The sequence below is a fragment of the Catenulispora subtropica genome, assembly GCF_039531675.1.
Taxonomy (GTDB): Bacteria; Actinomycetota; Actinomycetes; order Streptomycetales; family Catenulisporaceae; genus Catenulispora; species Catenulispora subtropica.
In genome coordinates, this window is record NZ_BAAAQM010000025.1 from 107879 (window position 1) to 133402 (window position 25524).

The window sequence follows — 25524 nt, forward strand, 5'->3', positions numbered from 1 at the left end:
CGATTCCGGTACCCGCCCGAACCTAGCCTTCAGGACCATGACCTCCATGACCGCACCATCCCCGTCGGCCGCGATAGCGGTCCAGGGTCTGCGCAAGCGCTACGGCGCCACCGCGGCCCTCGACGGCATGACCTTCACCGTCGCCCCCGGCACGGTGACCGGGTTCGTCGGCCCGAACGGCGCCGGCAAGTCCACCACCATGCGGGTGATCCTCGGGCTGGACACGCCGGACGAGGGGCGGGCCCTGATCGGGGGTGTGCCGTACGCGCGGCTGCGGCGGCCGCTCAGCCACGTCGGTGCGCTGCTCGACGCCGCCGCCCTGCAGCCCGGGCGCAGCGCCCGCAACCACCTGCTGTGGCTGGCGCACTCGCAGGGGCTGGGCGCGAAGCGCGTGGACGAGGTGGTCGAGCAGTCCGGGCTGGGCGCCGTGATCGGGCGCAAGGCCGGCGGGTACTCGCTGGGCATGCGGCAGCGGCTCGGGATCGCCGCCGCGATGCTCGGCGACCCGCCGGCGCTGCTGCTCGACGAGCCGTTCAACGGTCTGGACCCGGAGGGCATCGTCTGGATCCGCGGCCATCTCAAGGCGCTGGCCGCCGAGGGCCGGGCGGTGCTGGTCTCCAGCCATCTGATGAGCGAGCTCGAGGGCTGCGCCGACCACCTGGTGGTGGTCGGGCGCGGCGCCGTGATCGCCGACACCGCGGTGGCCGAGCTGATCGCCCGCTCCTCCGGGGGCCGGGTGATGCTGCGGACCCCGGCCCGGGCCGAGGCCGCCGCCGCGCTGGCCGGGGCGGGCGCGACGGTCGCGGTCACCGGGCCGGACACCCTGACCGTCGACGGCCTGGGGTCCGAGGAGGTGGTGCGGGCGCTGAACGCGGGCGCCGTGCCGTTCTCCGAGATCTCCGCGCACCGGGCCTCGCTGGAGGAGGCGTACATGGACCTCACCCGGGACGCGGTCGAGTTCCGGGCGGCCGGATCCGAGGCCGCCCGGTCCGGGGAGGTGGCGTGATGGCCGCCGCCCCGCCCCGCGACGCGTTCCGGCATCTGGTGCGCGCCGAGTGGACCAAGCTGCGCACGGTCCGCGGCTGGATGGCCGGACTGCTGGTCGCGGTGTTCCTCACCGTCGGGATCGGCCTGCTCGGGCCGGCCGGCAGCCAGATCGACTGCGCCCGGGGGGACGGCAAGCCCGGCACGTGCGGCCCACAGGCCCCGCCCCGGGGCCCGGACGGCCGGGAGGTCGTCGACGAGAAGACCTTCGTGCACCGCACGCTGTCCGGCGACGGCACCATCACCGCGCGCCTGACGGCCTTCAGCGGTCGGTACGACCCGCAGGGCGGCCGGCCGCCGAGCGAGGACCCGCGGGCCGGCCTGGCCGCCGGCCTGCTGCCGTGGTCCAAGGCCGGGGTCCTGGTCAAGGACGGCACCGCGGAGGGCTCCGCCTACGCCGCCGTGTTGGCCACCGGCGGGCACGGGGTGCGGATGCAGTACGACTACACCGCCGACCTCGCCGGCCCGCCCGGTCCGGTCTCCGCCGCCGCGCCACGCTGGCTGCGCCTGACCCGCGCCGGGGACACGCTCACCGGCTACGACTCCGCCGACGGCGTCACCTGGACCGTCCTCGGCACCGCGCACCTGGCCGGCCTTCCGCACGACGTCGAGGTCGGCGTGTTCGCCGCCTCCCCGCAGTACTCGGTCGTCAGGTCCTCCTTCGGGGGCACCAGCGAGAACGGCGGACCGAGCCTGGCCACCGGCACCTTCGACCGGATCACCGTGACCGGCCGGAGCCCGGGGACGTGGACCGTGCCGCCGGTCGGGGCCATGGCCGGGGGACCGGGCGCGCCGCAGGGAGCGCTGGCGCTGACCGGCGCGGTGGCGAACAGCACGAGCGGCACGAGCGGCACGAGCGGCACGAGTAGCGCGAACGATGCCGACGGCTTCACCGTCACCGGCAGCGGTGACATCGCCCCGGCCTCGATCTCCCCGGGCGCCGGCAAGTCCGTGGAGGGCGCGCTGGCCGGCACCTTCGCCGGGCTGATCGCCGTGATCGTCGTCGCCGCGCTGACCATGACCTCCGAATACCGTCGGGGCCTGATCCGGACCTCGCTCGCGGCCAGCCCGCGCCGCGGCCGCCTGCTGGCCGCCAAGGCCGTGGTGCTCGGCACGGCGGCGTTCGCCACCGGACTGATCGCCGCGGCGGCGGCGGTGCCGGCCGTGACCGCCCTGGAACACAGCAAGGGCCTGTACGTCTTCCACGCCTCCGTCGCGGCCCAGGTCCGCGTGGTGGCCGGCACCGCGGCGCTGCTCGCGGTGGCGGCCGTGCTGGCCCTGGCCGTGGGCGCGATCCTGCGCCGGGGCGCGGCCGCGGTGGCGGCGGTGATCGTGGTGATCGTCGTGCCCTACATCCTGGCCGTCGCCTCGGTCCTGCCGGCCGGCGCCGCCGAATGGCTGACCCGCCTCACCCCGGCGGCGGCCTTCGCGGTCCAGCAGACGGTGATCGCCTGGCCGCAGGTCACCGCGGTCTACACCCCGAGCAACGGTTACTTCCCGCTCTCACCCTGGCTCGGCCTGGGCGTCCTCGCCCTCTACGCGGCCGCCGCCTACGGGCTCGCACACCGGCTGCTGGCGCGGAGGGACGTGTGAGCGGGGTCTTCACCGACGCCGTGCACGCCGAGTGGACCAAGCTCCGCACCGTCGCCGGCACCGCCTGGCTGCTGGCCGCCGCGGTCGTCCTCACCGTCGGCCTCAGCGCCGCGTCGGCGGCCGGAGTCAGCTGCGACGGCCCGCACTGCGGCCAGGACCCGGCCAAGGTGGGCCTGCTCGGGGTGATGCTCGGGCAGGCGGTGGTGGCCGTGCTGGCGGTGCTGGCCGTGGGCGAGGAGTACGGCACCGGCATGATCCGGGTGACCTTCGCCGCCGTCCCCCGGCGCGAGGCGGTGCTCGCGGCCAAGGCACTGGTGGTCACGGTGCTGACGGCCGCGGCGGGGACCGTGGCGGTGCTGGGCTCGGCGCTGACCGCGCTCGTGCTGTTGCCCGGGAACGGCTTCACCGCCGCCAACGGCTACGGTCCGCGCCTGGCCACGGCCGCGACGGCGCGCGCGGCGTGCGGCTCCGTGCTCTACCTGGTGCTGGTGGCGTTGCTCGCGGTGGGGATCACGGCACTGGTGCGGGATTCGGCGTCGGGGATCGGGGCGGTGCTGGGGCTGCTCTACCTGTTCCCGATCGTGGCGATGGTGATCTCGAATCCGGACTGGCACCGGCACGCGGAGCAGATCGGGCCGATGCAGGCCGGTCTCACCATCCAGGCCACCACCGATCTCGCGCAGCAGCCGCTGACACCGTGGCAGGGCATCGGGGTGCTGGCGGTGTGGGCGTTCGGAGCGCTGGCCGTCGGCGGGGTGACGATGCGAGTGCGCGACGCCTAGCGGTACACCTGCTCCGCTCCGGCCACTGCCACCGTGAGGTGATGCAGCACCTCCATCAGCTGACCGCGTCGAGAGAACCCGACGCGGTCAGCATCCCAGCTGGCGAAGCTTCGGTCGCCGTCGATGCGACCGAGCACCGCGGTGATCCGCGTCGCGAACGCCGGATCCCGGCTCGCTGCTCCGAAACAGTAGGCGTCGACCAGAGCATCGACGTCGGGAACCACCGGATCGCCCTCCGCCCCCATCAACGCCGGCCGCCGCACCCGCCGCCAGTAGCCCACCGCGAACGCCGCACCCGCCTGCGGATCCGCGTGCCACCGGTCGCACCGGTAGACGTTCCGCACCGCCGATCCCAGCGTCCGCCGCCCCACCGCCTTCTCCGCCTTCCGGAGCGCGGCGAACTCCTCCTTCTCCCGCCGCCACACCTGCCGACTGCGTTCGAGCAGCTCCAACGACGCCAGCATCGTGGCCTCATCCCGCCGCAGCGGCCCGACCTGCGACGCCACGAACGCCAGCGTCGCGTGGAACCCCAGCGGCCCATACCGCTCCACGCAGCTGCGCACCGAGGACACCCGCCAGGCGAACGGCACCTCCGGATCCCGGGCCCGCTTCGCGTGGCAGCTGAAGCTCACTCACTCACCCCGCAGCGTGGCCCGGGCCCGCATCAGAGCCTCGCCGAGCAGGTTCAGCCCCCGCCACCGGGCCGGGTCCTGCGCCCGCTCGTCGTCGGCGGCCAGGCCGATCCCCCAGATCCGGTCCAGGGGACTGGCCTCGACCAGCACCCGGTCCTTCGTGCCCAGCAGGAAGGTGAGCATCTCCGGGTTCTGCCGGAACTTCTCCACGTTCCCCGCCGTGACGATGTCCAGCCGGTTCGCGACCCACGTCTCCTCGTCGAACCCGCGGATCGCCGACCGGCCGAGGGCCTTGGCCTGCCGCGGGTGGTTCGCTTTGAGGATCTTCTCGCCCGCCTCGGCGTCCCCGAACAGCTGCGCCTTCCCCCACATCATGGAGTGCTCGGCCGTCGCGAACCGGTTCCCGTCCACGACGAACGGCGACGGGAACCACTGGCTCAGACACTCCTGCCCGAGCACCCCCGCACGCTTCGGCGTGTGACCCCAGAAGAACAAGTACTTGGTCGCCATGGCCGGAAGTCTCCCGCACGCCTCCGACACAAGCGACGGGATTTGCTATTGACTGGACTACCATGACCGCAGGCCACGAATATGCCCCGAGCCCTCGAGACTACGTCCGCGAGACCGTCGAGCTCTACGAGAGCTCCGGTGGCACCCAGGGCAACACCTTGATGGGCAAGCCCACCGTCATCCTCACCACCATCGGCGCCAAGTCCGGCAACATCCGCAAGACCCCGCTCATGCGCGTCGAGCACGACGGCACCTACGCCGTCGTCGCCTCAATGGGCGGCGCCCCGAAGCACCCCGTCTGGTACCACAACATCATCGCCCACCCCGAGGTCGAGCTGCAGGACGGCGCCACGAAGAAGCCGTACCTCGCGCACGAGGCCACCGGGCAGGAGAAGGAGGAGTGGTGGGCGCGCGCCGTCGAGGCGTGGCCGGACTATGACAACTATCAGGCCAAGACCGACCGGGCCATCCCGCTGTTCGTGCTCGAGCCGCGCTGACCGGCGACGATCGTTCCGGCGGGTAGGCTGTGCGGGTGGAGACGGTGCACGACGACCCGGTGGACGCGGACGCGATAGAGGTGGACCCGATAACGGCGGAGGCCATGACGGCCGGCGACCCCGCGGCCCAGCCTGCTCAGCCCGCCGAAACCGCCCGGCCCGCCGAGCCCGAGCGTCACGCCCGTCACGGCTTGATACGCACCTTCCACCCCCGACGCGGCCGGGCCAGCACCACCCAGGCTGACGCCCTGACCAGGCTCTGGTCCGTCTACGGCTACACCATCGCGGACCCGCACCACACGTACCACACCCCCGAGGTGGCCCCCGACGGCCCCTTCGACCGCGAGCGCCTGTTCGGGCGCCGCGCCCCACTGGTGCTGGAGATCGGCTGCGGCATGGGCGAGGCCACCGCCGAGATGGCGGCCGCCGACCCGGAGCGCGACTACCTCGGCGCCGACGTCCACACCCCGGGCCTGGGCAATCTGATCGCCCTGGCCGAGGCCCGCGGCCTGACCAACGTCCGGGTGGCCCGCGGCGACGTGCTGTTCCTGCTTCGCGACGGCGTCGAGCCCGGCTCGCTGGCCGCCGTGCACGTCTTCTTCCCCGACCCCTGGCCCAAGGCCAAGCACCACAAGCGCCGCATCATCCAGCCGGACACGGTCGCCCTGATCCGGGACCGCCTGGCCCCGGGCGGCGTCCTGCACTGCGCCACCGACTGGGCCGAGTACGCCGAGCAGATGCTCGAGGTGCTCGAAGCCGACACCGGCCTGCGGAACCGCTACCCCGGCGGCTCCGGCTACGCGCCCCGCGACGCCGTCGGCCGCCCCGTCACCGGCTACGAGCGCCGCGGCGTGCGGGACGGCCGGCCCATCGCCGACCTGGTGTTCGAGAAGATCGGCGACTGATTCCCGTCGCGCCGGGAGATGGCGGGATGCCGGGCGGATCAGGCCCCGAATACCCCTTCCGCACCGTGTCCCCGCCGCTACATTGAGTTTGTGCAGATCGCTTCCCGGACCCCGGTAGACGCTGAGATAGCCCGACTCGCCGGCCTGATGCTGGCCCGCACCGACGAGCTCACCGAGCTGGTGCTGACCCGGGTCGCCGAGGAGTTCCCGCTCTACATCGGCATGATCGAGCCGGAGACGCTCCACGCCACCATCAAGGACCACATCCACTTCGCGTTCGAGCCGATCACCCGCTACATGCCGCCGGACGCCCGGCCCGCCGCGACCTCCGGCCGCGAGCGCGCCATGGAGGGCATCCCGCTCACCGTGATCATGGACGGCTACCGCATCGCCTTCGGCGTGCTGTGGAAGCAGCTGGCCGAGGCCGCCGACGTCGTCGGGCTCTCCACGAAGGCGGCGCTGCGCGCGGCCTCGGAGGTGATGGACACCCTCGACGCCTTCACCCGGGAGAGCGCCGCCGCCTACAAGGAAGAGCTCCGGTACCAGGCCCGCCGCGAGGAGCAGCAGCGCGCCGCCCTGGTCCAGGCGCTGCTGGAGGGCCGCCTGGACGACACCAACGTCTGGGAGGCCGCCGAGCTGCTGCGCCTGCCGACCATCGGCCCCTACGTGGTGATCGCCGCGCGTGTGCCCAACGCCGGCGAGTACGGCCTGCCGCACATCGAGCGCGAGCTCGGCGGTATGGGCATCGACTCGGCCTGGCGGCTGATGCACGACGTCGAGGTCGGCGTGGCCTCGCTGCCCCGCCCCGGCGACCAGTTCGACAAGCTGGTCGCCGCGCTGGCCGCCGAGGGCACCGGCCGGGTCGGCGTCAGCCCGCCCTACGACCACCTGCTGTCCACCTCGCAGGCCATGCGCCTGGCCCGGATCGCGATGCGCGGCGCGCAGGAGCGCCGCACCGTCGTGGTCTTCGGGCGCGACCCGCTCTCGGCGGCCGCGGCCAGCGCGCCGGACATCATGCCGCAGGTCGCGGACAGCGTCCTGGGCGGCCTCGACGGCCTGCCCGACGACGACCGCACCCTGCTGCTGACCACCTTCGGCGTCTGGCTGGACAGCGACGGCTCGGCCGCCGAGGCCGCGAAGCGGCTGTTCGTGCACCCGAACACCGTCCGCTACCGCCTGCGCCGGCTGGAGGAACGCACCGGGCGCCTGCTGGCGAACCCGCGGTCGGTGGCCGAGCTGAGCCTGGCCTACGAGATCGACTGCGCCCTGGCCGCCGGAGCCGGTCAGGGCCAGGGGTACTGAGGCGGTCCCGAGGACCGGCGCTCGGAAACCACCGGGCCCGGACAGCGAACACGGATACTGTCACCGGCCATGGAGACGACAGAACGGCCGCTGCCCGAACGTGTCGCGGCCGCCCAACGCCACGCCGCCGAGACCGGTTTCGCGGGGAGCTGCATCCCCGAGGTCGGCCGCCTGCTGACCCTGGCGGCCGCCGCCAAACCCGAGGGGGTGATCGCCGAGAGCGGCACCGGTGTCGGTGTCGGCACCGCGTGGCTGCACGCCGGCCTCGGCGCGAACGCCCGCCTGGTCACCGTCGAGCACGACCCGGACCGGGCCGCCCGGGCCGCCGCCCTGTTCCCCGACGATCCCCGCGTCGAGTTCCTGGTCGGCGACTGGCGGCTGCTGGAATCCCACGCGCCGTTCGACGTCTTCTTCTGCGACGGCGGCGGCAAACGCGAGGACCCCGAGCGGGTCGTCGATCTGCTCGCGCCCGGCGGGCTGCTGATCCTCGACGACTTCACCCCGCCGCTGACCTGGCCGCCGGTCCACGACGGCGAGATCGACGCACTCCGGCTGTTCTACCTCGGCCATCCCCGGCTGACGGCCACCGAGGTCATGACCACGCCGGGCAGTTCGGCGGTCCTCGCCACCCGGCTTCCCTGAGACGGGGTGAACGCGGGCGGCCGGTGAGGGCACGACCAGGCCGCCCGCTCCCGTCACCCCTCCAGGAACGCCGACAGTTCGCGATTGAACTCGGCGGCGCGGGTGACGATCAATCCGTGCGGCGCGCCCTGCAGCCGCACCAGCCGGCAGTCCGAGACCGCCTCGGCGATCCGGGCCCCGGTGGCCTCCACCGGCAGCACGGCGTCGGCCTCGCCGTGCACGACCAGCGTCGGCACGGTGACGGCCCGCAGATCGTCGCGGAAGTCGGTGGTCGCGGTCTGCCCCAGCGTCTGCATCACGCCGCGGTGGCTGGCCGCCGCGGCCAGCATGATGACCCGGGTGTGCAGCGGCTGCGGCGTGAGCGGCCGCGCCGCCGGGGTGCCGGCCACCTGGAAGAACTTGGTCGCGAACCGGTGCAGGAAGCTGACCCGGTCGTCGGTGAGGCAGCGCTGGTACTCGCGCAGTCTGCCGTCCTCGAGGAACCCCTCGGGATGGCCGTCGGTGCGGCGTAAGTAGGGGCCGGCGGCAGACACCAGGGCCAGGCGCGCCACCCGCTGGTTGCCGAACCGGCTCAGGTAGCGGACCGCCGCGCAGGCCCCGGAAGAGAAGGCGACCAGCGTGGCCTCCCGCAGATCCAGATGCTCCAGGAGCATGTGCAGATCCGCGGCCAGGGTGTCCGGGTCGTAGCCGCCGCGCGGCTTGGCCGAGGCCCCGAAGCCGCGCTGGTCGTAGGCCACCACCCGGTGCCCGGCCGCCAGCAGGTCCGGGATCTGGAACTCCCACTGCCCGGTCGACAGCGGCCAGCCGTGGATGAGCACCACCGGCCGTCCCGAACCCCGGTCCTCATAGTGGATGTCGACGGGAAGGTGGTTCTCCTTGTCGACCGTCACCCGCGCCATGTCCGCACCTTTTCCAGACTTTCGGGGAGAGTATTTCCCGCCCACACTTGAAAATGGTCGCGGAAAGTGGCCCCCAGGTCACTGTTCTGATGCACATGGCTGGCGGTCCGCCGTTGTGGCCGGGGATAACCGCACGGCGCGCCGGCCCGCGCTCCCCAGGGGTGCGCCGCCGGGCGCGGCCCCGTAGCCTGCGGTCCATGGGTTCTGCCGAAGCGCACGTCGAGGTCAGTGGCCGGAGCGTGCGGATCTCCTCGCCGGACAAGCTGCTGTTTCCGGAGGCCGGGGTTTCCAAACTCGACCTGGCCACCTACTATGCGGACCTCGCCGACGCCGTGTTCCGCGGGCTGGCCGACCGGCCCGTCGCCCTGAACCGGTTCCCGGACGGGCTCGGCGGCGGCAAGTCCTTCTACACCAAGGCCGCGCCGAAGGGCATGCCCGACTGGGCGCAGACGGCCCGGGTCACGTTCCCCAGCGGACGCACCGGCGACGAGGTCTGCATCACCGAGCCGGCGACCGCCGTGTGGACGGTGCAGATGGGCGCGCTCGAACTGCATCCCTGGCCGGTGCGCCGCGCCGACACCGACCACCCCGACGAGTTGCGGATCGACCTCGACCCGCAGCCCGGCACCGACTTCGCCGAGGCGGTGGCCGTCGCCGGCGAGGCGCACGCACTGTTCGAGGAGCTCGGCATGCGGCCGTTCGTGAAGACCTCCGGCGGCCGCGGCCTGCACCTGCTGGTGCGGATCGAACCGCGCTGGACCTTCGTCGAGGCGCGGCGCGCGGTCATCGCGTTCGCCCGCGAGCTGGAGCGGCGCCGCCCGGACCGGGTCACCACCTCGTGGTGGAAGGAGGAGCGCGGCGAGCGGATCTTCATCGACTTCAACCAGATGGCGCGGGACCGCATGACCGTCGCCGCCTACTCGCCGCGGGCCCGGCCCGAGGCGACGGTGTCGATGCCGGTGCTGTGGGCCGATCTCGGAGACGTCGAGCCCGGCGACTTCACCGTGAAGACGGTGCCGGCACTCGTGGCCGCGAAAGGGGACGCGGACGCCGAGATCGACGACGTCGCCCACAGCCTGGAACGGCTGCTGGAGATGGCCGACCGGGACGAGAAGGACCGCGGCCTGGGCGACCTGCCGTATCCGCCCGACTTCCCCAAGATGCCCGGCGAGCCCAAGCGGGTGCAGCCGTCCAAGGCCCGCCCCAGCACCGACGAAGAGGGGAGTGCGAGCTGATGGACCTCCCGGTCATGCCGCCCGTCGAGCCGATGCTGGCCAAGTCCGCGGCGAAGGTCCCGGTCGGGGACTACCTCTACGAGCCCAAGTGGGACGGTTTCCGCTGCATCGTCTTCCGCGACGGTGACGAGGTGGTGCTCGGCAGCCGCGGCGGCAAGGATCTCGACCGCTACTTCCCGGAACTGGTGGCGTCCCTGAAGGAGGCGCTGCCCGAACGCTGTGTCGTCGACGGCGAGATCGTGGTCGTGCAGAACGGCCGCCTGGAGTTCGACCGCCTCAGCGACCGCATCCACCCCGCGGCCTCCCGGATCCGGCTGCTGGCCGAACAGACCCCGGCGTCCTTCATCGGCTTCGACCTGCTCGCCCTCGGCGACCGCGATCTGACCGCCGCCCCCTTCAGCGAGCGCCGGGCGGCTCTGCTCGAAGCCGTGCGCGCGCACGCCCACGTGCACGTCACCCGCGCCACCGACGACGCCATGCAGGCCGGCACCTGGTTCGAACGCTTCGAGGGCGCGGGCTTGGACGGCGTCGTCGCCAAGCCGGCGCGCAGCCCCTACACCCCCGGTGACCGCACCATGGTGAAGGTCAAGCACGAACGCACCGCCGACGTGGTCGTCGCCGGCTACCGCCACCACAAGACCGGCCCCATCGTCGGTTCCCTGATGCTCGGCCTCTACGGCGACGACGGCGTCCTGAACTACGTCGGCGGCGCCAGCGCCTTCACCATGGCCCGCCGCAAGGAGCTGATCGACGAGCTCGCGCCCCACCTCCTCGCCGAAGGCGAGTCGCACCCCTGGGTCGACGCCGCCGAAGGCGACGAGGCCCACCGCCGCCCCGGCACCCTGCACCGCTGGAACGCCGGCAAGGACGTGTCGTTCGTCCCGCTGCGGCCGGAGCTGGTCTGCGAGGTCCGCTACGACCAGCTGCAAGGCGACCGCTTCCGGCACAACGGCCGGTTCGTGCGCTGGCGGCCGGACCGCGAGCCGGAGTCGTGCCGCTACGACCAGCTGGACGTGCCGGCCGACTACGACCTGAAGGACGTGCTGGGCTGACCGCCGGAAACGGCACGAGCCGCGCGGACCCCCTCAGGCCGCGCGGCTCGAAGCCGACCCCGTCTTCCCCTTACGCGTCCAGGAATGCGTCCACAGCCGTCACCAGAGCCGGCGACTCGAACACGTTGTAGTGCGTCGTGTTCGGCAGCACCGCGAGCCGGTGCGGCCCCGGACGGCCGGAGCCGTCCCAGCCTCCGTCCTGCCGGCCCCCGCCGAGCAGGGCCCAGAAGTCGCTGACGTGCTGGAGGCTGTACGTGTCGGCGTCGGCGAACACCAGCTCGGTCGGAATCTCCAGCTCGCGGATCTCCTCCGAGTAGTCGAACGGGATGCGCAGCAGGTCGCCCATCTTGCCGATCAGCGTGCCGAAGTCCTCCGGGCGCGGCGCCGTGCGCTCGTACAGCTCCCCCATCGGCGTCTGCTTCATGAACGGCGCCGCCTCCGGCGCCATCTGCTCCTGCTGCTTGAGGACGTCCGCATAGAACCCGTCGCGCCGGAACGGGAACGAGACCACGACCAGCTTGCGCACCACGTCCAGGTGCTGGATCGCGCAGCGCAGCGCCACCCCGCCGCCGAACGAGTAGCCCACGATGTCGGCCCGGCCCAGACCGAGGTGGCGGATCAGCGCGGCGATGTCGTCGGCGCAGGTCTCCAGGCGGATGGGGCGGTCGACGTCCGCGGTGTGGGAGTGGCCCTGAAGGTCCACCGTGATCACCCGGCGACGCGCCGACAAGGCCGGCAGGATCGGCCCGAACATGTCCCCGCCGCCCAGGCCGCCGTGCAGCAGCACCATGGCCGGGTGCTCGGCCGTCACCGGGGCGTCGCCGTGCTCCTCGTAGTACTGGTTCAGCCCGTTGACCTCGGCGTAGCTCATCGTCGTCATCCTCTCGCAAGCGGCTTCACCGGGTAAGACGACCCGCCGGTCCCGGACTCATCGGTGCCCGCGGGAGATCTTTTCCAGCCGCCGCGTGCCGGCGATACCTTGATCGGTATGGAACTGCGCCAGCTGGAGTACTTCGTCGCCGTGGCCGAGGAGCTGCACTTCGGCCGTGCCGCCGAGAAGCTGCACATCGGCCAGCCCGCCGTCAGCCAGCAGCTGCGGCGCCTGGAACGCGAGCTCGGCGCCGAGCTGTTCGACCGCTCGCCCCGCCACGTGCGCCTCACCCCGGCCGGGCGGGCGCTGCTGCCGCAGGCGCGTGACGTCCTCACCGCCGTGGCCCGCGCGCGTTCGGCGGTGGCGTCGGCCGCCGGCGTCCACGGCGCGCCGCTGCGCATCGGCACCAGCTCCGGACTGGGGGAGCGGCTGGAGCAGGTCCTGGACGAGATCCTGCGCCTGGCTCCGGACCTCGCCGTCGAGCTGGTGACGACCGGCCCCACCTCCGAACGCCTGGACCGGGTCGCCGACGGATCCCTGGACGCCGCCTTCGTCCGCGGCACCGTCCCCGACGAGGGCCGCGGCCTGCGCGTCGTGCCCCTGTGGCCCGACGAACTGGTGGCCGCCGTCCCCGCCCGCCACCCCGTCGCCCAGGACGAGTACGCCACCTACGCCGCCCTCGCCCCGCTCGGCCTGCGCCTCACCACCCGCCGCAACAACCCGGCGCTGGTGGACCTGATCGTCGGCGCCTTCCACGCCGCCGGCCACGAACCGACTTCGTCGACCCCTTACACCCGGCTCGCCGACACCCTGGCCGCCATCGGCACCGACGGCACCAGCTACACCGTCGTCTACGCCGCCCACGCCGCCCAGATCAACAACCGCCGGGTGGCCTTCCTCCCCTTCGAACCCCCGGGCCTGAGCCTGATGACCCACCTGGTCGTCCGCCGCTCCGCCCCGACCCCGCATTTCAGCCTCCTGATGCAGGCCTGCGATCACGATTCGTGATGGCTGCCGGTCCGCACCGCGTCTGGTTCGCCCCGGCGATCCGCGATGAACTGGATCTCGCAAGGGGAACGAAGAACCAGACCGAGGAGCACAGGAGGCCATCATGCCGAACATCACCATCCAGCAGATGCCCAAGACCGTCGAGCAGAAGCGCGAGCTGGTGGCCCGCATCACCGACGCGATGGTGGACGTCTACAAGGCCCCCGCCGAGACCGTCCACGTGTGGTTCCAGGAGGTCACCACCGAGGACTACGCCGCCGCCGGCCAGCTCGTCGCCGACAAGCTCGCCCAAAAGTAGGGCGTGCTACAAACGTCCGTATGCGGATCTACATCAGCGCGGACATGGAGGGGATCACCGGGCTCGTCGACGCTGACGACGTCCAGCCCGGGGGCCGCGACTACGAGCGCGGACGGCGCGCGATGACGGACGACGTCAACGCCGCCGTCCGCGGCGCCCTGCGCGCCGGGGCCACCGAGATCGTCGTGAACGACGCCCACGGCCCCATGCGCAACCTCGTGTCCGACACCCTCCACCCGGCCGCCCGCCTCATCCGCGGCAAGCCCAAGACGATGGGCATGGTCGAGGGCCTCACTCCCGCCTTCGACGCCATGGTCTGCGTCGGCTACCACTCCCGCGCCGGCGCCCACGGCGTCCTGAGCCACAGCTTCATGGGCCACGAGATCGAGGACATGTGGCTCGACGAGCGGCCCACCGGGGAGATCGGCCTGGTCCACGCCTCCGCCGCCGCGATGGGGGTCCCGGTGGCCGTCCTCGCCGGCGACGACGCCGCCTGCCAGGAGGCCACCGCCTGGGACCCCGCCATCGCCACCGTCGCGGTGAAGTACGTCCGCAGCCGTTTCGCCGCCGAACTCCGCCCCGACGCCGAGTCCAGGGCGGCGATCGAGGAGACGGTCGCCGCAGCGCTCGCGACGCCGCGCACCGGCGAACCGTCCGCCAGTGAAGACTCCACCGGCGAGCGGTCCACCGGCGAACCGTCCACCGGCGAACCGTCCACCGCCACCCTGGCCGTCCGCTGGCAGTCCTCCGCGGTGGCCGAAACCCTCCTGGGCATCCCAGGCGTCACCCAGGTCGACACCCGCACGGTCCAGACCACCGGCACCCCGCCGGACCTGTTCCGGCAGTTCGGGGTGTGGATGCGGGTCGCGACGGCGCTGACGAATCAGGCTCCTTACTGCTGACGAACCAGCCACGCCGCCACGTCGGCGGGCAGCCGCCCCCCGCCCACCGGCTCGGAGGCGATCAGCACCCGGTATCCCTTCGGCAGCTGAACCGCCTCGTCGGACAGGTTGACGTAACAGACGACCTCGCCGCGGCGGAAGGCCAGAACGCCCGCCGGCGCGTCGATCCATTCGAGGGGCGCCGTGTCGCCGAGGCCGCGGTGCAGCCATTCACGGCGGACGCGGAGCAGGGTGCGGTAGTGGTTCAGGGTGGAATGGGGGTCTTGCTCCTCGGCTGTCGCGGTGCGGTGGCGCCACTCCGGCGGCTGAGGCAGCCAGGGCTGAGCGCTCGCGCCGTCTGGTGAGAAGCCGAACGTCGGCGCGATACCCGACCACGGCAGAGGCACCCGGCAGCCGTCGCGGACGGGGCCCACGTGAGCGGTGTGGTGCCGGTTCGGGTCCTGCCATACCGACGGCGGCAGATCCTCGACCTCGGGCAGGCCGAGCTCTTCGCCCTGGTAGACGTAGGTGCCGCCGGGGAGGGCGTTGATCAGCTGCACGGCGGCGCGGGCCCTGCGCTCGCCGAGGACGTGGTCCACCGGAGAGCCGTAGAGGCCTTTCGCGTCGCCCAGGGACGTCTTGGCGCGCCCGTACCGCGTCGCGTGCCGGATCACGTCGTGGTTCGACAGCACCCACGTGGCCGGTGCCCCTATTCCAGTCAGGACACGGAGCGTCGCGTCGATCTCGCCGCGGAGGGCATCGGCTTCCCAGGGACAGCTCAGGAGGCCGAAGTTGAACGCGGTGTGGAGGCGCTTGGGAGCCAGGTAGCGCGCTATGCGCGAAGCGTCCGCGACCCAAGCCTCGGCGACGAAGACCCGATCGCCTTCATACTCGTCCAGAACCCGCCGCCAGTCCTCGTAGATCGCCAGCGTCTCGTCACGATCGAAGTACGGGTGGCCCGTCCCGGCGGCGTCGAGCATGCCGCCGGCGGTCTGGCCGGCGAGATCGGCGAGATCGGGGAACGCGGGGTCCTTGGTCAGGCCCTGGGCGACGTCGATCCGGAAACCGTCGACGCCGAGATCCAGCCAGAACCGCAGGATGTCCTCGAACTCTTCGCGCACCTCCGGATTCGTCCAGTCCAGGTCCGGCTGCTCGGGGGCGAACAGATGCAGGTACCAGTCGCCGGGCTCGCCGTCGGCGTCGACCGTCCGCGTCCACGCCGGGCCCCCGAAGATGGACGGCCAGTCCGTCGGCGGCTTCGCGCCGTCGGGACCACGTCCCGGCCGGAAGTGGTACCGGGAGCGGGCCTTGGAACCGCGACCGGCGGCCAGGGCCTCCTGGAACCAAGGGTGCTGATCCGACGTGTGGTTCGGCACCAGGTCCAGAATCACCCGCAGGCCGTGTTCGTGGGCCTCCACGATCAGGCTCTCGGCGTCGTCGAGCGTCCCGAACAGCGGATCCAGCCGCCGATAGTCGCTGACGTCGTATCCGGCGTCGACCTGGGGCGAGGCGTACCAGGGGTTCAACCAGAGCGCGTCCACACCCAGCGCGGACAGATACGGCAGGCGCGCGCGCAGGCCCGCGACATCGCCGACACCGTCGCCGTTCCCGTCCGCGAAGCTGCGGATGTAGACCTGGTAGATGACCGCGTCACGCCACCACGGACGCGTCGTCGAAGACAGAGCTCTCATCACACACGGCTCCACACGTGGAAAGCGGGCCCATCGGCAGGCATCGCCGCACCCGGCGTCAGGTCCGGTCCACCCAGCAGATGTGACGCCGCGAAGGGCGCGACCAATGGTTCGTGCGCAGCTCGACTGACCTGCACCACCACCGTCTCACCGGGAACCGCCCGTTCAAAGAGCACGAAGTCCTTGTCGGCGTGCAGCCATCGCAACCCGCCGGAACGGAGCGCCGCATGCTCCCGCCGCAGCCCGATCAACGACCGGTACAACTCCAACGTCCACCGGTCCCACACACTCTCGTCCCACGGGAAAGCCCGCCGTCCGTCCTCGTTGTGCAGCGCCCCGTGCACCCCGACCTCGTCCCCGGCGAACACCATCGGCATCCCGGGCATCGTCATCAGCAACGCGACCCCCAACCGCTGTCGCTCACTCCCCACCAGCGACCGGAACCGCGGCATGTCGTGGGAATCGAGCAACGTCATGTTGTGCGTGTACGACCGCCACGGGATCGCCGCCGCGAAACTCCGCATCACGGAGACCATCTCCTCGCCTCCGTAAACCGGCAGCCGCCCCGGCGTCCCCCACAACTCCGGCGTGTCGTCCGCACCCAGCCACGACAGCACCGGCCGTGTGAACCCGGCATACGCCATCGTCCCGTGCCAGCCATCGCCCCGCAGCGTCTCCGACGCGTCGAACTGGTGCTCGGCCACGACCAGCGCATCCGGCGCGACCTCCCGCATCGTCGCCCGCACCGCGCGCGCCATCCGCGCGTTCAGATCCACCGCGCCGTACCGCCCCGCCGACTGCGCGACGTCGACCCGCCACCCGTCGAGTCCGAACTCCGTCAGATAGCGTGCGACCACGGATTCAGGCCCCTCATACAGTCGCCGCCGCATCTCCTCCGACCGGTGGTCCAGCTTCGGCATCGAAGGCACACCGTAGAACGACGCGTAGTGCTTCCGGTCGGCCTCGAAGTAGTAGAAGCCGGCCTCGACGCTCGAAGCGTCCGTCTGAGCCCGCCGAAACCACGGATGCGCGTCCCCGGTGTGATTCAGCGTGATGTCCCCGATGACCCGCATCCCGCGGCGATGCGCCTGCGCCGTCAACTCCTTCAGCGCGGCGTCCCCGCCCAGCAGGGGGTCCACGAAGTCGAACGACGACGCGTCATACCGGTGGTTCGACTGCGCCGGGAAGAACGGCGTCAGCCACAACGCGTCGACCCCGAGACCCCGCAGGTGGTCGAGCTTCTCGGCGACGCCCCACAAGCTCCCGCGATAGATCTGCTTGGTCCCGTTCGGAGTGCCGAAGGCGACCGGGTCATCCCAGTCACTGGGAACGGCCCAGTCGGGAAGATCGGTGATCGGATGAGCGGAGGAACGGGCGAACCGGTCCGGGAAGATCTCGTAGAGGACCGCACCCTCGGCCCAGGCAGGCGGCGGATCGTACGTCGAGATGCGGAAGTCGGCGCCATCGGTGACGTCAGCCGTGGAAAGACCGAGGCCGTTGAGCCACATCCTCCGCCTCGGCGTCTCCAGCAGGAACCGATAACCGAGCTCGGCATTGACCACGGGCACACTGGCCCGCCACCAGACCTCCTCCCCGTCCTCCCGATCCACCTGCGCCTCGACGTATGCCGGTTCCCCGTCAGGCGTGGACCGCACATGCACCCGCGAAGCTCCCAGCCCCTTCGCGGTGCGCACGAAAACATCAACTTTGTCCCCGATGCGGGGCTCCGGATCGCCGACGTACAGCGGCGAACCGTCGTGGTGGGCCGAAAGGGCTGGTGAGAGATGAACAGCAGGAATCACGCGCCAGACGCTAAGCAATCGTCTCGTGATCCGTAAGGGGTTGCCGATGTTTGCCGCTGTGTTTCACTCTTTTGCTTCCATGTTTCGCAACAGGCCCCCTAAACTGCGCCCATGTCTTCCCGCCTCGACGACATAGCCCGCCAAGCGGGCGTCAGCAAAGCCACCGTCTCCCGTGTCCTCAACGAGCGTCCCGGCGTCAGCCCCCAGCTCCGCAAGGCCGTCCTCACCGCCCTCGACGTCCTCGGCTACGAACGTCCCTCCCGCCTCCGGCCCCGCAGCGCCGGCCTCGTCGGCCTCCTGCTGCCGGAGCTCGAGAGCCCTATCTATCCCCTCGCCGCCCAGGTCATCGAGACCAACCTCTCCCGCCAGGGCTTCACGCCCGTCCTGTGCTCCCAGACCCCTGAGGGCGCCGGCGAGGACGAGTACGTCGGCATGCTGCTGGACCGCGGCGTCTCCGGTGTCATCTTCGTCTCCGGCATGCACGCCGACACCGGCCAGGACCACTCCCGCTACCGCGACCTCGTCGCCCAGCGCCTTCCGCTGGTCTTCGTCAACGGCTTCGTCCCCAACCTCGACGCCCCCTTCATCTCCTGCGACGACCGCGCCGCCGGGGAGCTCGCCGTGGCCCATCTCGCCGAACTCGGCCACCGCCGCATCGGCCTGCTCATCGCCTCCGACCGCCACATCCCGGCCCGCCGCCAGCTGGCCGGCTACCGCACCGCGACGGAGACCCGCTTCGGCCCCGGCGGCTTCGACCCGGACCTGGTCGACATCTCGTTCCCCGGCGTCGAGGGCGGCTACGCCGGCGCCTCGCGCCTGCTCCAGCGCAACGTCACCGCGATCGTCTGCGGCTCGGACATGATGGCGCTGGGCGCGATCCGGGCCCTGAAGCAGCATCACAAGCGGGTCCCGGAGGACGTTTCCGTGATCGGATACGACGATTCGGTCCTCATGGGATACACCGACCCGCCGCTCACCACCGTCCGGCAGCCGGTGCTGTCGATGGGCGTCGCCGCAGCCCGGACGCTGATCGACCAGATCCGCGGCGTGACCATCCGCAAGACCGAGTCCCTCTTCTTCCCGGAGCTCGTCGTCCGGGCCTCCACGGCCCCTCTTGCGGAAACCTAGAAACAACGGCGCGCGGATCTGAAACGCAACAGCAAGAACCTGCAACAGATTGCCCGGCGCGAGTTTCCGGTTATGGTCGGCGGTGTTAACGGCGAGTCACGGCCGGACGGCGCCGGAATCAAACTCCGATCAAACCCCTGATGCGGGGTGTCCCCGTCATTTCCGCAACCACTGACCGAAGGGGTCATGGTGAGATACCGTCCCTCCCTCTCGATCGCCGCGATCGCGGTCGTAGCGGCAACGCTTCCCGTGGCCGGCTGTTCCAGCTCCTCCTCCAAGCCGAGTGCCGCCTCGAACCCGTCCTCCTCGGGTTCCGGCGCCGCCACCCCCTCGGCCTCCGCCTCCAGCTCCGCGCCGGCCGCCGCGTCGTCGTCCTCCACCGCCCCGCCGGTCCGGGATCCCAACACCGACCTGGTGATCTGGACCGACGCCCAGCGCGCGCCGGTCCTGCAGGACTTCGCCAAGAGCTTCGCGTCCTCGCAGGGCATCTCGGTGAGCGTGCAGGCCGTGGCCAACGACCTGCAGTCCGCGTACGTGACCGCGACCGCCGCCGGCAAGGGTCCGGACATCGTCGTCGGCGCCACCGACTGGATCGGCAACCTGGTGCAGAACGGCACCATCGCGCCGCTTCCGCTGACCGCCGACCAGAAGGGCGCGTTCCAGAAGACGGCGCTGACCGCGGTCACGTACAACGGCCAGGTGTACGGCGTGCCGTACGCGACCGAGAACCTCGCGCTGATCACCAACACCGCCGAGGCATCGGCGAATCCGGCGACGTTCGAGGACCTGGTGAAGAACGGCCAGGACGCGGTGAAGGCGGGCAAGGCCTCCGAGGCGCTGGCGCTGCAGATCGGCCAGCAGGGCGACCCCTACACCATGCAGCCGCTGCTCGGCTCGACGGGCGGCTTCATCTTCGGCGCCAAGCCCGACGGCACCTACGATCCGGCGCAGATCGGCGTGGACAGCGCCGGCGCCAAGGCGTTCGGGGCCCAGCTGGCCAAGTACGGCGAGAAGGGCCAGAACGTCTTCAAGCGTTCCATCGACGCCAACAACGCGGTGTCGCTGTTCACCTCCGGCAAGACGCCGTACCTGGTTTCCGGGCCGTGGGCGTTGGAGCAGGTCCGCAAGGCCGGCATCAAGTACGCGATCAGCGCGGTGCCCGGGTTCACGGGCCAGGGCCCGTCGCAGCCGTTCGTCGGCGTGCAGGCCTTCTACGTCTCGGCCAAGGCCAAGAACACCGCGCTGGCCCAGGAGTTCACGCTGAACTACCTGACGCGCAAGGACGTCGAGGAAGCGCTGTACAAGGTCGACCCGCGGGCGCCCGCGCTGACCGAGGCCTACGACGACGTGTCCAAGACCGATCCGGACATCGCCGCGTTCCAGAACGCCGCCGCGCACGGTGTCGTGCTGCCGCAGATCCCCGCGATGTCCGCGGTGTGGGGTCCGCTCGGGATCGCCGAGGCGGCGATCGTCGGCGGCGCGGACCCGAACACGTCGATGGCGGACGCGGCCACCCAGATCAAGGCGGCCATCGCCAAGGGATAGCGGGCAGCCCGGTCCCCACCATCCGATCCACCCAGCACGTCCCACAACCGCAAGCCTCCGGCGGTGTGGCGGCCCAGGTCCCCCCGGGGCCGCCGCACCGCCGGAGCCGAGAGAAAGCAGGGGAGTGGCCATGCCCGCAGACCGTCTCGCGCGCCTGTCGTGGCCGCGGGTCGTCTTCGTCGGAGTGGTCGCGGCCTTCGCGGTGTTCACGATCCCGGCGCTGGTCGACCGGCGTTCGTGGACCGGCGTCGCGATCAGCGTCGCGGTGACCGCGATCCTGGCGTACGTCTACCTGAGCCCGAAGCGGATCGCGGCCCGGTTCCTGGTCCCCGGCACACTGTTGCTGCTGGCGTTCCAGGTCTATCCGATCGCCTACACGATCAACACCGCCTTCACCGACTACGGAGACGGCCACCGGCTCACCAGAAGCGAGGCGGTCGCCCAGATCCAGGCCGATTCGGTGGTCGAGAGCCCCGGCGCGAAGCGCTATGAGCTGTCGGTGGCGACCAAGGGCGCCGACACCGCCGGCTCGTTCGTGTTCTTCCTCACCGACCAGGACGGCAAGGTCCTGCGCGGTGACACCTCCGGGCTCACGCCGGTGCCGGATCCGGAGGTGTCGAAGGACCCGATCACCGGCAAGGTGGTCACCGCGCGGGGCTGGCACATCCTGACCGGCATCCAGGTCAACGGCCTCGGCGACCGGCTCAAGGCGTTCGCCGTCCCCACGCCTGACGGCTTCATCAAGTCCGTCGGCCTGTCCCAGGCCTACGTCGGCCAGTTCACCATGAAGTACGACGCCTCCGCGCACACCATGACCGACACCCGCACCGGCACGGTCTACAAGGAATCGGACGGCGCCTTCCAGGCCGCCGACGGCTCCGGCCGGACGCTGCCGATCGGGTGGAAGGTGAACGTCGGCCTGAAGAACTTCGGAGCCGTCCTCACCGACGCGGCCATTCGCGGGCCCTTCTTCAGAGTCCTGACCTGGACGGTGGCCTTCGCGTTCCTGTCCGTCGTCACGACCTTCGGCCTGGGGCTGATCCTCGCCGTGGTCATGGACCATCCCAGGATGCGCGGCCGGCGCGTCTACAGTTCCCTGCTCCTGCTGCCCTACGCCCTGCCCGCGTTCATCTCCACGCTCGTCTGGTCGAGCATGTACAACAAGGACTTCGGCCTGCTGAACAAGCTGTTCGGCACGCACATCGACTGGCTCGGCGGCGCGTGGGCCGCGCGCGGCTCGGTCCTGCTCACCAACCTCTGGCTCGGCTTCCCCTACATGTTCCTGGTCTGCTCCGGCCTGCTCCAGGCCGTGCCGCAGGAGCTGAAGGAGGTCGCGCGGGTCGACGGCGCCTCACCGCTGCGGGTGTTCCGCTCGGTGACGATGCCGACCGTGCTGATCGGCGCGATGCCGCTGCTGATCGCCTCCTTCGGCTACAACTTCAACAACTTCAACGTGATCCGGCTGCTGACCGACGGCGGGCCGTATCCCAGCGGCAGCTCCACCGCCGGCCAGACCGACATCCTGATCAGCTACACCTACCGGCTGGCGTTCGGGGGCCACGGCGCGCAGTACGGACTGGCCTCGGCGATCTCGTTCCTGATCTTCGTCCTGGTCGGCCTGATCTCCTATGCCGGCTTCCGGCAGACCCGCACCCTGGAGGAGGTGTACGCGCGATGAGGGAACGGCTGTGGTGGCGCCACCTGATAGGCCTGGCCGCGCTGGCGTTCGCCCTGATACCGATCTTGTTCCTGGTCTCGGCGGCGCTGAACCCGACCGGCACCCTGTCCACGACCTCGCTGGTGCCCAGGGGCGCGAGCCTGCACAACTTCTCCAAGCTGTTCCACGACAAGAACTCGCCGTACGTCCGCTGGTACGTCAACACCCTGGTGATCTGCGGAACCTCGGCGCTCCTCAACGTCCTGATCGGCGTCAGCGGCGCCTACGCCTTCTCCCGGCTGCGCTTCCGCGGCCGGCGTACCGGACTCACCGGCATCCTGCTCGTGCAGATGTTCCCGAACTTCATCTCGCTGGCCGCCCTGTACCTGACCTTCATCAGCATCGGCGACGTCCTGCCGGCCGCGGGTCTGAACACCTCGCTCGGCCTGATCCTGGTCTACCTCGGCGGCGCGATGGGCGTGAACACCTGGCTGCTCAAGGGATACCTGGACACCATCCCCAAGGAGCTGGACGAGTCCGCCCGCATCGACGGCGCCACCGAGGCCCAGGTGTTCTTCCGGGTCACGCTCCCGCTGGCCTCGCCGATGCTCGTGGTCGTCGGCCTGTTCTCGTTCGTGGGCCTGCTGAACGAGATCCTGCTGGCCGGGGTGTTCCTCACCGACACCTCGCACAAGACCCTGGCCGTCGGCCTGTTCGGGCTGGTCTCCGGCAACCACAACACCGACTACGGCGAGTTCGCCGCCGGCTCGCTGCTGGCCGGCATCCCGGTGGTCCTGATCTATCTCTACCTGCAGAAGTATCTCGTCAAGGGCTTGACGGCGGGTGCCGTCAAGGGCTGATAGGAGAGGCATCATGCACAGACGTCGGAGACTGACTTCACTGGGGACGGCCGCGACGCTATCGGTGACCGTCGCTTGGTGAGCTCCGCTGGGTGATCGTTGCTCGATCAGGGCGGCGGCCGGGTTGAGGGGCCCGGCCGCCGCCGCTTGTCGTGGTGGAGCGGTCACTGCCGGGTCAGCCGGTCAGCGAGGACGAGACGTCCGGCTCCGCCAAAGCATCCGCCAGCAGTTGGCCGGTGAAGGGATCGGAGGTCAGCTTCGCGCGGCCGGCGAGGGTGAAGTCGGTCGCCATGATGATGACGGCACCGTCGCCGTTCTTCGTCCTCGCCAGGCGCACGGCCATGGTCTCGTGGCCTTGGGGGACGGTGCGCTCGGCGTAGGAGATCTGAACGTTCCCGGGCATATCGCGGGTCACACACTGCGTCCACTGCCCCGTTGCGTGACCGTCGCGCAGGGCGAACTCAGAGGCCGCATACTCCAGGCCACACGGTGCGCCCGCCTTGGAGGTGTTTCCCAACGGCTGTTCGGCCCCATCAGGGTCGCGTTCCGGGACGATGTCCACTTCGAGCGAGCCGATGGCTGGCCCGACCAGGCTCGTCACTGCGTCGTGGGTGTCCGGGACGGCACCGGTCGTCCAGTAGGAGATGCTGCCCGCGATGAGGAAGTCGGCGCCGAGGTTCGGAGCGACCGTGCGGCCTCTCCATGACGGGCTGGTCCCGTGCAGATGGTTCAGTCCGGGATCGACCTTGTTGAAGATGGCCATCTGGGTCCGCTCCTCCGCAGGGGTCCGAGCCACGGGAAGTTCGCCGAGCGTCGCATCGGTTCCTGCCTTCAGCGTGAGGGTGGAAGTGTCGGAGTAGTCCAGCGCGCGTTCGTCGCCGGTATGGGGCGGCACCGTGGGCGGCAGCTCGAAGGTCTCAGGGGCCGAAGGGCTCGAGCTGCTGCCGGTGGGGCTGTTGCCCGTCGGCGGTCCACTGGCCGGGCCTGGTGAGGAGGACGTACCCGACACCGTGATCGCGGCGAGGGCGATGCCGAGCGCGGCGGCGGTACCGCCTGCGACCGTCGCCCGGCGGCGGGCGTACCGGCGCCGGCGACCGATCGCGAACAGCTCCGCGCCATTGGGATTCCACGTCGGTTCCGGCAACCCGCGGAGCCTTTCGAACAGCTCGCGAGCGTTATCGTCTTCGGACACAGGTCCGCTCCTATGCTGTGGTCACTTGTCGTGGAAATCGCTGAACGCGGGTCTCGCGAGTACCCCGCGCAGCGCTGTCAGACCGCGGGCGGCCTGACTCTTGACGGTGCCGGACGACAGGCCGAGGATCGCGGCGGTCTCCTCCACGCTCAGGTCCTCCCAATACCGGAGAACCAGCACGGCACGTTGGCCCGGCGCCACCTCGGACAGGGCCGCGAGCAGCGCGTCACGGTCCTCACAACCGGGATCCGGCGGCGCGGGACTGTCCGGCACCTCACCGAAGGGCTGCTCCCGCCGCGTCCGGTGCCGGCCCGCGTCGACGGCGGCGCGCATCAGCGAGGTGCGGAGGTAAGCGTCCAGCCTGTCGCGCCGCTGCACCCGAGCCCAGTTGCGGTACAGGTTGAGGAAGACGTTCTGCACCAGGTCCTCGGCCCGGTGCCAGTCGCCGCACATCAGGTACGCCAGGCGGCGCAGCGAGTGGGCACGGGCCGCCACCACCGCTGTGAACTCCGCCTCGTCAGGTTCGCGCACGTGCCCCGCCCCTCGCGTCGTGCCGCCGTCCGGTCCGTCGGAGTTCACACGATGCGGAGGCGGCTCGAGGTTGCACGGCGCGGGACCCGCGTTACTGCACTGCCGCCGATCTGGCGATGGCCGTACGCGCGACCACGCGAAGGCAGCGCCAGAACAGGCTTCGACGCCCCAGGGCGCTACTAGGAGATCTCGCCGGGCTGATCGGACAGATCCGCAGGTTGCAGGTGCGGCTCCGCGTCGGGCTTCTTCTTGGCGGTGGAGCGTCCGCCTCCCCAGCCGCTGAGATCACCCCCGCCTTCCAACATGAGCACCAGCAGCGCCACGACGAGCGCCGCCGCCCCCAGCACGAGCGCACCGCACAGAGCCGCGATCGGTACGCCGACCACCAGCGTGAGCCAGTGCTTTGCGAAGGGCCGGGCCAGCGCCACGCTGCCGATCGCGAACAGCACCGCGCCACCGACGAGGATCTCGACGCCCGCCTTGACGTGCAGCGACTCATGCCACGCGAGCTTGACGGTCGCCACCGTGATCAGCCCGCCGACGTCCTGGTGCTTCGCCTTGGTCCACACGTAGACCGCCGGGCCGCCGATGCCGGCGAGTTGCAGCACCAGGCCGACGAAGATCCACCAGCCGCGATGGGCGGTGGGCGCGATCCGCCCGGGTATGTGGGAGAGCATTCGGTTGTCGATCTCTGGTTCCGCCCCCGCCGTCATGACGCCGAAGGTACCACCGGGCTGCGCACCTCTGCTGACTAGGGCGGCGGCGTCGTGTCGGTCTTCGAGGGTCGTCGGTTCGCTGGGGTCGGGCGCGGTGGTTGTGGTTGTGGTTGTGGTTGTGGGCGCGGGGGTTGTGGGTGTGGTGCTGTGGTGTCGGGCGGGTTGTTGTTGGTGTGGCTTCGCGTTCGCGCCCAAGGGGGCGCGATGCCTCTGGCGGCCCTCCGGGGGCGCCTGCGCGGCGGGCGGCCTCG

At 71.1% G+C, this 25524-nt stretch carries 25 protein-coding genes; 16 read left to right on the top strand and 9 right to left on the bottom strand.

Going from position 1 to position 25524, the window contains the following annotated elements:
• Positions 1–37 precede the first annotated feature (37 nt).
• Genes ABD466_RS22255 through ABD466_RS22265 form a run of 3 tightly spaced genes read left to right on the top strand, consistent with a single transcriptional unit; the run spans position 38 to position 3419 of the window.
• Positions 38–1006, top strand: a complete 969-nt coding sequence (locus ABD466_RS22255; protein ID WP_344659060.1) for an ABC transporter ATP-binding protein — start codon at positions 38–40, stop codon at positions 1004–1006.
• Positions 1006–2637, top strand: a complete 1632-nt coding sequence (locus ABD466_RS22260; protein WP_344659061.1) for a DUF1349 domain-containing protein — start codon at positions 1006–1008, stop codon at positions 2635–2637. The genes ABD466_RS22255 and ABD466_RS22260 overlap by 1 nt, the downstream gene beginning before the upstream one ends.
• Entirely contained in the window at positions 2634–3419 is a 786-nt protein-coding gene (locus ABD466_RS22265) for an ABC transporter permease (RefSeq protein ID WP_344659062.1), read from the top strand. Before ABD466_RS22260 ends, ABD466_RS22265 begins: the two co-directional genes overlap by 4 nt.
• Here the strand turns inward: ABD466_RS22265 and ABD466_RS22270 are convergent.
• Together ABD466_RS22270 and ybiA are read right to left on the bottom strand one after the other, a co-directional pair.
• Positions 3416–4051 (bottom strand): hypothetical protein, encoded by a 636-nt coding sequence (locus ABD466_RS22270; protein WP_344659063.1) that lies wholly within the window; start codon positions 4049–4051, stop codon positions 3416–3418. The two genes, ABD466_RS22265 and ABD466_RS22270, sit on opposite strands and share 4 nt — an antisense overlap.
• Positions 4052–4561: a riboflavin biosynthesis intermediates N-glycosidase gene (gene ybiA, locus ABD466_RS22275; RefSeq protein WP_344659064.1), complete on the bottom strand. Its 510-nt coding sequence runs from the start codon at positions 4559–4561 to the stop codon at positions 4052–4054.
• Between the two features lie 62 nt (positions 4562–4623).
• Here ybiA and ABD466_RS22280 point away from each other — a divergent pair, with 62 nt between their 5' ends.
• From ABD466_RS22280 to ABD466_RS22295, 4 genes are all read left to right on the top strand, one after another.
• Positions 4624–5058 carry a nitroreductase family deazaflavin-dependent oxidoreductase gene (locus ABD466_RS22280; RefSeq protein WP_344659065.1) on the top strand — a complete coding sequence of 145 codons (435 nt, stop codon included), beginning with the start codon at positions 4624–4626 and terminating at the stop codon, positions 5056–5058.
• Positions 5059–5162: 104 nt separating this feature from the next.
• Positions 5163–5963 (top strand): tRNA (guanosine(46)-N7)-methyltransferase TrmB, encoded by an 801-nt coding sequence (gene trmB, locus ABD466_RS22285; protein ID WP_425558705.1) that lies wholly within the window; start codon positions 5163–5165, stop codon positions 5961–5963.
• Positions 5964–6053: 90 nt separating this feature from the next.
• On the top strand, positions 6054–7265 hold the full coding sequence (locus ABD466_RS22290) for a helix-turn-helix domain-containing protein (protein WP_344659067.1): 1212 nt from the start codon (positions 6054–6056) through the stop codon (positions 7263–7265).
• Positions 7266–7334: 69 nt separating this feature from the next.
• Positions 7335–7907: an O-methyltransferase gene (locus ABD466_RS22295; protein WP_344659068.1), complete on the top strand. Its 573-nt coding sequence runs from the start codon at positions 7335–7337 to the stop codon at positions 7905–7907.
• 53 nt (positions 7908–7960) lie between these two features.
• On the opposite strand, the gene ABD466_RS22300 is transcribed toward ABD466_RS22295, so the two are convergent.
• Positions 7961–8806, bottom strand: a complete 846-nt coding sequence (locus tag ABD466_RS22300; protein WP_344659069.1) for an alpha/beta fold hydrolase — start codon at positions 8804–8806, stop codon at positions 7961–7963.
• Positions 8807–9003: 197 nt separating this feature from the next.
• Between ABD466_RS22300 and ligD the strand changes: the two genes are divergently transcribed.
• Together ligD and ABD466_RS22310 are read left to right on the top strand one after the other, a co-directional pair.
• The gene (gene ligD / locus ABD466_RS22305) at positions 9004–10041 is read left to right on the top strand and encodes a non-homologous end-joining DNA ligase (protein ID WP_344659070.1); all 1038 of its coding nucleotides are present in this window, start codon (positions 9004–9006) and stop codon (positions 10039–10041) included.
• A complete protein-coding gene (locus ABD466_RS22310) occupies positions 10041–11093 on the top strand; it encodes an ATP-dependent DNA ligase (protein ID WP_344659071.1) in 1053 nt (350 codons plus the stop codon). Before ligD ends, ABD466_RS22310 begins: the two co-directional genes overlap by 1 nt.
• A 70-nt stretch (positions 11094–11163) precedes the next feature.
• Here the strand turns inward: ABD466_RS22310 and ABD466_RS22315 are convergent, their stop codons facing one another.
• Positions 11164–11964: an alpha/beta fold hydrolase gene (locus ABD466_RS22315; protein ID WP_344659072.1), complete on the bottom strand. Its 801-nt coding sequence runs from the start codon at positions 11962–11964 to the stop codon at positions 11164–11166.
• Positions 11965–12081: 117 nt separating this feature from the next.
• Between ABD466_RS22315 and ABD466_RS22320 the strand changes: the two genes are divergently transcribed.
• The 3 genes from ABD466_RS22320 to ABD466_RS22330 all read left to right on the top strand — a co-directional run bounded on the left by ABD466_RS22320 (position 12082) and on the right by ABD466_RS22330 (position 14172).
• On the top strand, positions 12082–12972 hold the full coding sequence (locus tag ABD466_RS22320) for a LysR family transcriptional regulator (RefSeq protein ID WP_344659073.1): 891 nt from the start codon (positions 12082–12084) through the stop codon (positions 12970–12972).
• Between the two features lie 103 nt (positions 12973–13075).
• The gene (dmpI, locus tag ABD466_RS22325; RefSeq protein WP_344659074.1) at positions 13076–13270 is read left to right on the top strand and encodes a 4-oxalocrotonate tautomerase DmpI; all 195 of its coding nucleotides are present in this window, start codon (positions 13076–13078) and stop codon (positions 13268–13270) included.
• 20 nt (positions 13271–13290) lie between these two features.
• Positions 13291–14172, top strand: coding sequence for a M55 family metallopeptidase (locus tag ABD466_RS22330; protein ID WP_344659075.1), 882 nt, complete (start codon positions 13291–13293; stop codon positions 14170–14172).
• On the opposite strand, the gene ABD466_RS22335 is transcribed toward ABD466_RS22330, so the two are convergent.
• The gene (locus ABD466_RS22335; RefSeq protein ID WP_344659076.1) at positions 14163–15842 is read right to left on the bottom strand and encodes a glycoside hydrolase family 13 protein; all 1680 of its coding nucleotides are present in this window, start codon (positions 15840–15842) and stop codon (positions 14163–14165) included. The two genes, ABD466_RS22330 and ABD466_RS22335, sit on opposite strands and share 10 nt — an antisense overlap.
• Positions 15842–17536, bottom strand: coding sequence for a glycoside hydrolase family 13 protein (locus ABD466_RS22340; RefSeq protein WP_344659077.1), 1695 nt, complete (start codon positions 17534–17536; stop codon positions 15842–15844). Before ABD466_RS22340 ends, ABD466_RS22335 begins: the two co-directional genes overlap by 1 nt.
• Before the next feature lie 219 nt (positions 17537–17755).
• Between ABD466_RS22340 and ABD466_RS22345 the strand changes: the two genes are divergently transcribed.
• The 4 genes from ABD466_RS22345 to ABD466_RS22360 all read left to right on the top strand — a co-directional run bounded on the left by ABD466_RS22345 (position 17756) and on the right by ABD466_RS22360 (position 22834).
• Positions 17756–18772 (top strand): LacI family DNA-binding transcriptional regulator, encoded by a 1017-nt coding sequence (locus tag ABD466_RS22345; RefSeq protein WP_344659078.1) that lies wholly within the window; start codon positions 17756–17758, stop codon positions 18770–18772.
• Between the two features lie 186 nt (positions 18773–18958).
• Complete coding sequence (locus tag ABD466_RS22350) at positions 18959–20317, top strand: sugar ABC transporter substrate-binding protein (RefSeq protein WP_344659079.1); 1359 nt, start codon at positions 18959–18961, stop codon at positions 20315–20317.
• 130 nt (positions 20318–20447) lie between these two features.
• Positions 20448–21995 (top strand): ABC transporter permease subunit, encoded by a 1548-nt coding sequence (locus ABD466_RS22355; protein WP_344659080.1) that lies wholly within the window; start codon positions 20448–20450, stop codon positions 21993–21995.
• Entirely contained in the window at positions 21992–22834 is an 843-nt protein-coding gene (locus ABD466_RS22360) for a sugar ABC transporter permease (protein ID WP_344659081.1), read from the top strand. The genes ABD466_RS22355 and ABD466_RS22360 overlap by 4 nt, the downstream gene beginning before the upstream one ends.
• Positions 22835–23009: 175 nt before the next feature.
• On the opposite strand, the gene ABD466_RS22365 is transcribed toward ABD466_RS22360, so the two are convergent.
• From ABD466_RS22365 to ABD466_RS22375, 3 genes are all read right to left on the bottom strand, one after another.
• Positions 23010–24026 (bottom strand): hypothetical protein, encoded by a 1017-nt coding sequence (locus ABD466_RS22365; RefSeq protein WP_344659082.1) that lies wholly within the window; start codon positions 24024–24026, stop codon positions 23010–23012.
• A gap of 21 nt (positions 24027–24047) precedes the next feature.
• Positions 24048–24557, bottom strand: coding sequence for a SigE family RNA polymerase sigma factor (locus ABD466_RS22370; RefSeq protein ID WP_344659083.1), 510 nt, complete (start codon positions 24555–24557; stop codon positions 24048–24050).
• A gap of 179 nt (positions 24558–24736) precedes the next feature.
• Entirely contained in the window at positions 24737–25270 is a 534-nt protein-coding gene (locus tag ABD466_RS22375) for a hypothetical protein (protein ID WP_344659084.1), read from the bottom strand.
• Positions 25271–25524: the final 254 nt, after the last annotated feature.